The sequence below is a fragment of the Caballeronia sp. AZ7_KS35 genome (assembly GCF_023631045.1).
Classification (GTDB): domain Bacteria; phylum Pseudomonadota; class Gammaproteobacteria; order Burkholderiales; family Burkholderiaceae; genus Caballeronia; species Caballeronia zhejiangensis.
In genome coordinates, this window is record NZ_JALQDV010000079.1 from 1 (window position 1) to 5,089 (window position 5,089).

Here is a 5,089-nt window from a genome sequence, read left to right on the forward strand (position 1 = left end):
TATCGGTCAGATTCATTTTGCCCATGACCTGCATCTGAACACACTTGGGGTGCCAATTCAATGATGCAATGCACTAGTCGAGCGTGCGCCGGTAAAAGCGCAATGCGATACCCAGCACAACCACGGTGAACACGCCCAGCGGCCACACTGATGGCCACAGTTCATTCCATCCATTGCCTTTGAGCAGAATGCCGCGCACTAGCCGGTTGAAATACGTGAGCGGCAGTACATTGCCGATCCATTGCGCCCAGCGTGGCATTCCTGCGAACGGAAACATGAAGCCGGATAACAGCATGCTGGGTAAGAAGTAAAAGAAGGTCAGCTGAACCGCCTGCAACTGGTTCTGCGCGAGCGACGACAGCGTGATCCCCACGGTCAGGTTCGCTGCGATGAATAAAAGCGAGGTGAGGTAAATCGCTAGCACGCTGCCTTCGAAAGGCACGTTGAACACGTAACCACACGCGGCGAGGATAATGGAGACCTGAACCAGCCCGATCGCCACATACGGCACGATCTTCCCGGTCATCACTTCGATCGGCAGCACCGGTGTCGCGAGGAGGTTTTCCATCGTTCCGCGCTCGCGCTCGCGGGTGATGGCGAGGCCCGTCATCATCACCATCGTCATGGTCAGTATGATGCCCATCAGCCCTGGCACCACGTTGTACTGCGTGATACCTTCCGGATTGTAGAGACGCTGCACTTGCACGCTAAAAGCATTGGGCGTGCCGTTCAGGTGCGCAAGCGGCCCGGTGATGTCTTTGTCGGCCACCGGCTGAATGAGATTCGGCAACGCCCCGATTGCAGTGCCGGTCGCGGTTGGATCCGTTGCATCCGCTTCGACGAGCAACGCGGGCCGTTCGCCGCGCAGCAATTTCCTTGAAAAGTCGGCGGGCACCGTCAGCACGAACTGCACTCGCCCCTCGGCGAGCGCGCGACGTCCCTCTTCCTCTGTCTGCAGCGTGTCGACAATCCGGAAGTATTCGGAGTTTTCCATTGCCGCAACGAAGCTGCGCGAAAACGGACTCTGGTCTGCGAGAATCACCGCGGTGGGCAGATGCTTGGGGTCGGTGTTGATCGCAAAGCCGAAAAGTGCCAGTTGCACGACCGGCAAGCCGACGATCATCGCGAACGTGATCCGGTCGCGTCTGAGCTGCAACAACTCTTTCAGCACGATGCTCCACCAGCGCGTGGGCGAGAAGAATGCATTGAAATTCAAGAGCGGACTCCGTAGTTGTCAGCCGAACGATTCATCATGTAGATGAAGACGTCTTCAAGGCCCGTTCCTATCTGCTCGATGCGTACCGCCTTACCGTCTGTCACGCGCCGAATCGCGGCTTCTAGCGCCGCGTGATCATGGCCGCTCGCGTGCAAGGCGGAGCCGAAGACGACGGTTTGATCGACACCATCGGTTGCGCGCAACTGCTCGGACAGCTCAGTGAGATTCGCGCCAGAAATCGACCAGGTCGCGAGGTTTTGCGAGTCGATCACTTCCTTTGACGTTCCATGCGCGAGCAGCTTGCCGTACGCGATATAGGCGAGCTTGTGACAGCGTTCCGCCTCGTCCATGTAGTGCGTGCTGACGAGCACCGAGATTCCGCGCGCGGCGAGACGATGTAGTTCCTCCCAAAAATCGCGCCGTGCGGTCGGATCGACACCGGCGGTCGGTTCATCGAGCAACAGCAGACGCGGCTCGTGCAGCATGCAGGCGGCCAGCGCTAGCCGCTGTTTCCAGCCGCCCGATAGCGCGCCGGTCAACTGGTTTGCGCGGCTTTGCAGGCCGAGCGTTTCGAGGGTCGCGTCGACTTTGTCGCGACGGTTCTTCATCCCATAAACGCGCGCGACGAAGTCGAGGTTCTCGCGGATAGTCATGTCTTCCCAGAACGAGAAGCGCTGCGTCATATAGCCGACGTTGCGCTTGATCAGCGCGCTCTGCTTCAAGATGTCGTAGCCGAGGCATGTGCCGCTGCCCGAGTCCGGGGTCAACAATCCGCACATCAGCCGGATCGAGGTTGTCTTGCCACTGCCGTTCGGCCCAAGAAAGCCGAAAATCTCGCCTTGCGCGACCTGCAACGACACATCGTTGACGACATGCTTGTCGCCGAAATGCTTGTTTAGTCCGTGTACGTCGATCGCGTACTGCTGGTCCGGAGGATTCATTGCAGCGTCACCGCGACAGGCTGCCCCGGACGAAGCTTGTCGGCATCGGCGACGGCGGGATGCGCTTCGACCATGTAGACGAGTTTCGCGCGGCGCTCGTTGCTGTAAATCACCGGCGGGGTGTACTCGGCCTCGTTCGAGACGTAGGTTATCCTCGCCGACACATCGGCAGCACAGCCGTCGCAATGGATCGTCAGCGCATGGCCCAGCTGCAGCGCTCCGACGACTGTTTCCGGTACGAAAAACCGCACCTTAACGTTCTGCGGCGGCAGCATTTGGACGACCGGGCTTCCAGCACCCACCCATTCGCCGACGCGGAACAGTGTGTCGTACACGCGGCCCTGCGTAGGCGCTGTCACCTGCTTTTGGTCAAGCTTCCATTGCGCCTGTTCGACGGCGGCCCGCGCAGCCTCCACTTGCGCCGACTGAGCGCTGACCTGTTGCTGACGTCCGGGCAACCGGGCGACGTCGATTTGGGAGGAAAGCTCTCGAACGTGAGCGGCGGTCGAGTCCGCATTCGCGCGGGAATCGTCGAGCTGCGCCTTTGGAATGCCGCCCGCACTGTATTGCGCTTCGTCGCGCGTAAGTTGCAACGCAGCTTTGCGCGCGCTTGCCGCGGCCTGCGCGAGTTGCGCCTTCGTCACGTCGATTTCAATCGGGCGCTTGCCTGTCTGTATGTCGTGCAACTGCGCGCGCGCCGATGCGAGCTGTTGCCGCGCCTGATTCAATGCTGCGCTTTCGCTTTCGGATTCGAGCGTGAAGACGGATCCGCCCGGATCAACTGTCTGACCGCGTGTGACTCGCAGTTGCGCGAGCTTGCCCGCCTGCGACGAACCGAGATAGACGAATTCCCCTTCAACGTAGCCCTGATAAGAAGGCGCATCCTGGTGCGAACAGCCGGCGAGCGCAGTAAGAGCGAGCGCGCCCCCTGCGACGAGCGCGGTACGTCTTATCGCCGGAGCGTGGCGGGTCTGCACCGCGTTGTGTTTGCAGCCGTCGGACTCTGCCGCATCTGTGCCGTTGTCCCGGAACAGCGGCGCGAAAATGCGACTGGCTAACATCGCGTCCCCTATCGGTGCATGGTTACGATTCAATTTTTCCTCACGTGTATCGGAATTGGACCTGCACAGACGCGGGAACGGCATATCCCTTCTCGTGCGTGTCCGCTCAGCAGGCGTAGGTTCCCGCCGGCCACCACTGCGTTAGGGGTGGATAATGACTTCAAAGTCAGTAAACTGCAAGTCTTGGTTTGGGGGGTGCGGATGTGCCGCGTAGCGTTGATGACACGAATCAGCGCACGCCGAAGAAGCGGACCTCGAGCGGAGCGGGCCAGTGCTGACGGACTGGCATCTGTCGCGAGGCATAAAGGCGCAACGGAGTGAACGGGCTAGCGGCTATGATGAGGGGAATGCCGGGAAGGTGATTGGCAGCACGGTAATCGACGGGCTACCGCGGCGGGCCTCCCACCGAGCCCGAGTCTCCTCTCACGGACGTCGCCAATGGAATTGCAAACGAAAGAATGAAACATATCAAAAGCGCCGAGAGAGAATCAGGACCGACAACCCGTCCCGCAGCCGAACCCGCTAAACGCCGGCGTCGCAAGGATGCGCGACCTGCTGAAATCGTTGACGTCGCGCTTGGGTGCTTCCTTGAAGCGGGCTATGAGGCAACAAGACTCGACGACGTCGCGCGGCGCGCTGGCGTCGCTAAGGGAACGATCTACCTCTATTTCGAAACGAAGGAACATCTGTTTCGCGCAGTTGTCCAGCAAGTGACGGCAACAAACGTTCGTCAACTGGGTGAGACGATTCGGCAATTCGACGGGGCATTCGACGAGTTCGTGCCGCTTTTTCTTTCGCAGGCAGCTACATCTATCGGAAACAGCCTCGGCCCGCGAATCGCTGTGCTGATCCTGAAGGAAAGCGAGCGCTTCCCGGACCTTGGACGGATCTGGGTGGAAGAAGTGGTAGCGCCGATGTTCGGCGCTTTGCAGGCGCTCGTTGAGTGTTCGCAGAAGAAAGGCGAAGTTTGCGAAGGCGATCCGCGAGCCCATGTCTTCTCGCTGGTGGGGCCGATGTTCGCGGCTATCCTTTCGCGCCAGGTGCTCGCGCCACTAGGTTTCGAACCGGTGGACTTGGTCACACTAGCTCACCAACACGCAAGGACGGTGCTCGCAGGTCTTTGTTCATCATCGCAGATGCGTCGGTCGGCTCGCGGCGCTTCTGGGTCACGGAATCGATTACCGACCTCCGAGAAGAAATAAGTCCGCACAATTCAGCGGCTCTCTGTACTGCTGTCGATGCTCCTGCTCAGTCTCGCAGTTCGGTTCGCAACTGGGATTGACCCAGCCAGCCGATTGCCGCATTGCGCGCAACGCCTTGTGAGCCGGTAGCTATCAGGACGAAGGCGCTTCGCGGCGCAGGACGGAACCGAGCGCATTCAGAAAGCGCGCCGCGTTTAGGCAATAGAGGCCGATGTCGAGCATCGCGCCCCCGCCCGCGCGCGCCCTTTCGAGCGCCATTGCGAAGGATCGGCCACATTTTGTGAGTTTCCCGCGATGAACACCCGCACATGTGCCGAGCTTCTTTGACCGCCTTAGCAATCATGCGATCCATCGGCTCGTACTGGCTGCGATACCGGATCATCAGCTTGCGATTGGCGCGCTTCATCGCTTCGACCATCTCCTGGATGTCGGCGGCATTGCTCGCGATCCGTTTCGCGGCTGATGCTGGACGGGGTCCGCCTAAAGGTCGGGCTTACGATTGCCGTCCCGCAAAGGCTCGCCTCTTGTCCTTTTCAAGCTGTCCTTTCGACCGCTGCGGATGTTTCAAAAGACCGACCGCTCAGTATAGGGGGTGTACAAGCAGATCCCCTTACCGTCGCAGCAGGCTGTTCCAAGTCTCGGCAGCCAAACGCGCGAGCGATCGAGTCG

Annotated in this window: 5 protein-coding genes; 1 reads left to right on the forward strand and 4 read right to left on the reverse strand. The window is 60.0% G+C overall.

From position 1 onward, the window contains the following. Nucleotides 1-73: 73 nt before the first annotated feature. The 3 genes from NCT05_RS36490 to NCT05_RS36500 are packed head-to-tail and all read right to left on the reverse strand — an operon-like array spanning nucleotide 74 to nucleotide 3,302. A complete protein-coding gene (locus tag NCT05_RS36490) occupies nucleotides 74-1,216 on the reverse strand; it encodes an ABC transporter permease (RefSeq protein WP_250504770.1) in 1,143 nt (380 codons plus the stop codon). Beyond that, nucleotides 1,213-2,157 (reverse strand): ABC transporter ATP-binding protein, encoded by a 945-nt coding sequence (locus tag NCT05_RS36495; RefSeq protein ID WP_250504777.1) that lies wholly within the window; start codon nucleotides 2,155-2,157, stop codon nucleotides 1,213-1,215. Before NCT05_RS36495 ends, NCT05_RS36490 begins: the two co-directional genes overlap by 4 nt. Then, on the reverse strand, nucleotides 2,154-3,302 hold the full coding sequence (locus NCT05_RS36500) for an HlyD family secretion protein (RefSeq protein WP_250504778.1): 1,149 nt from the start codon (nucleotides 3,300-3,302) through the stop codon (nucleotides 2,154-2,156). The genes NCT05_RS36495 and NCT05_RS36500 overlap by 4 nt, the downstream gene beginning before the upstream one ends. A 374-nt stretch (nucleotides 3,303-3,676) precedes the next feature. Between NCT05_RS36500 and NCT05_RS36505 the strand changes: the two genes are divergently transcribed. Beyond that, a complete protein-coding gene (locus tag NCT05_RS36505; protein WP_250504779.1) occupies nucleotides 3,677-4,420 on the forward strand; it encodes a TetR/AcrR family transcriptional regulator in 744 nt (247 codons plus the stop codon). Nucleotides 4,421-4,552: 132 nt separating this feature from the next. Here the strand turns inward: NCT05_RS36505 and NCT05_RS36915 are convergent, their stop codons facing one another. Then, the gene (locus tag NCT05_RS36915; protein ID WP_284507660.1) at nucleotides 4,553-4,678 is read right to left on the reverse strand and encodes a hypothetical protein; all 126 of its coding nucleotides are present in this window, start codon (nucleotides 4,676-4,678) and stop codon (nucleotides 4,553-4,555) included. Nucleotides 4,679-5,089 lie beyond the last annotated feature (411 nt).

Coding starts and splice junctions, on each gene's coding strand:
- NCT05_RS36495 (WP_250504777.1), bottom strand. CDS start 2,157: ATGAATCCTCCGGACCAGCAGTACGCGATCGACGTACACGGACTAAAC.
- NCT05_RS36500 (WP_250504778.1), bottom strand. CDS start 3,302: ATGCCGTTCCCGCGTCTGTGCAGGTCCAATTCCGATACACGTGAGGAA.
- NCT05_RS36505 (WP_250504779.1), top strand. CDS start 3,677: ATGAAACATATCAAAAGCGCCGAGAGAGAATCAGGACCGACAACCCGT.
- NCT05_RS36915 (WP_284507660.1), bottom strand. CDS start 4,678: ATGGCGCTCGAAAGGGCGCGCGCGGGCGGGGGCGCGATGCTCGACATC.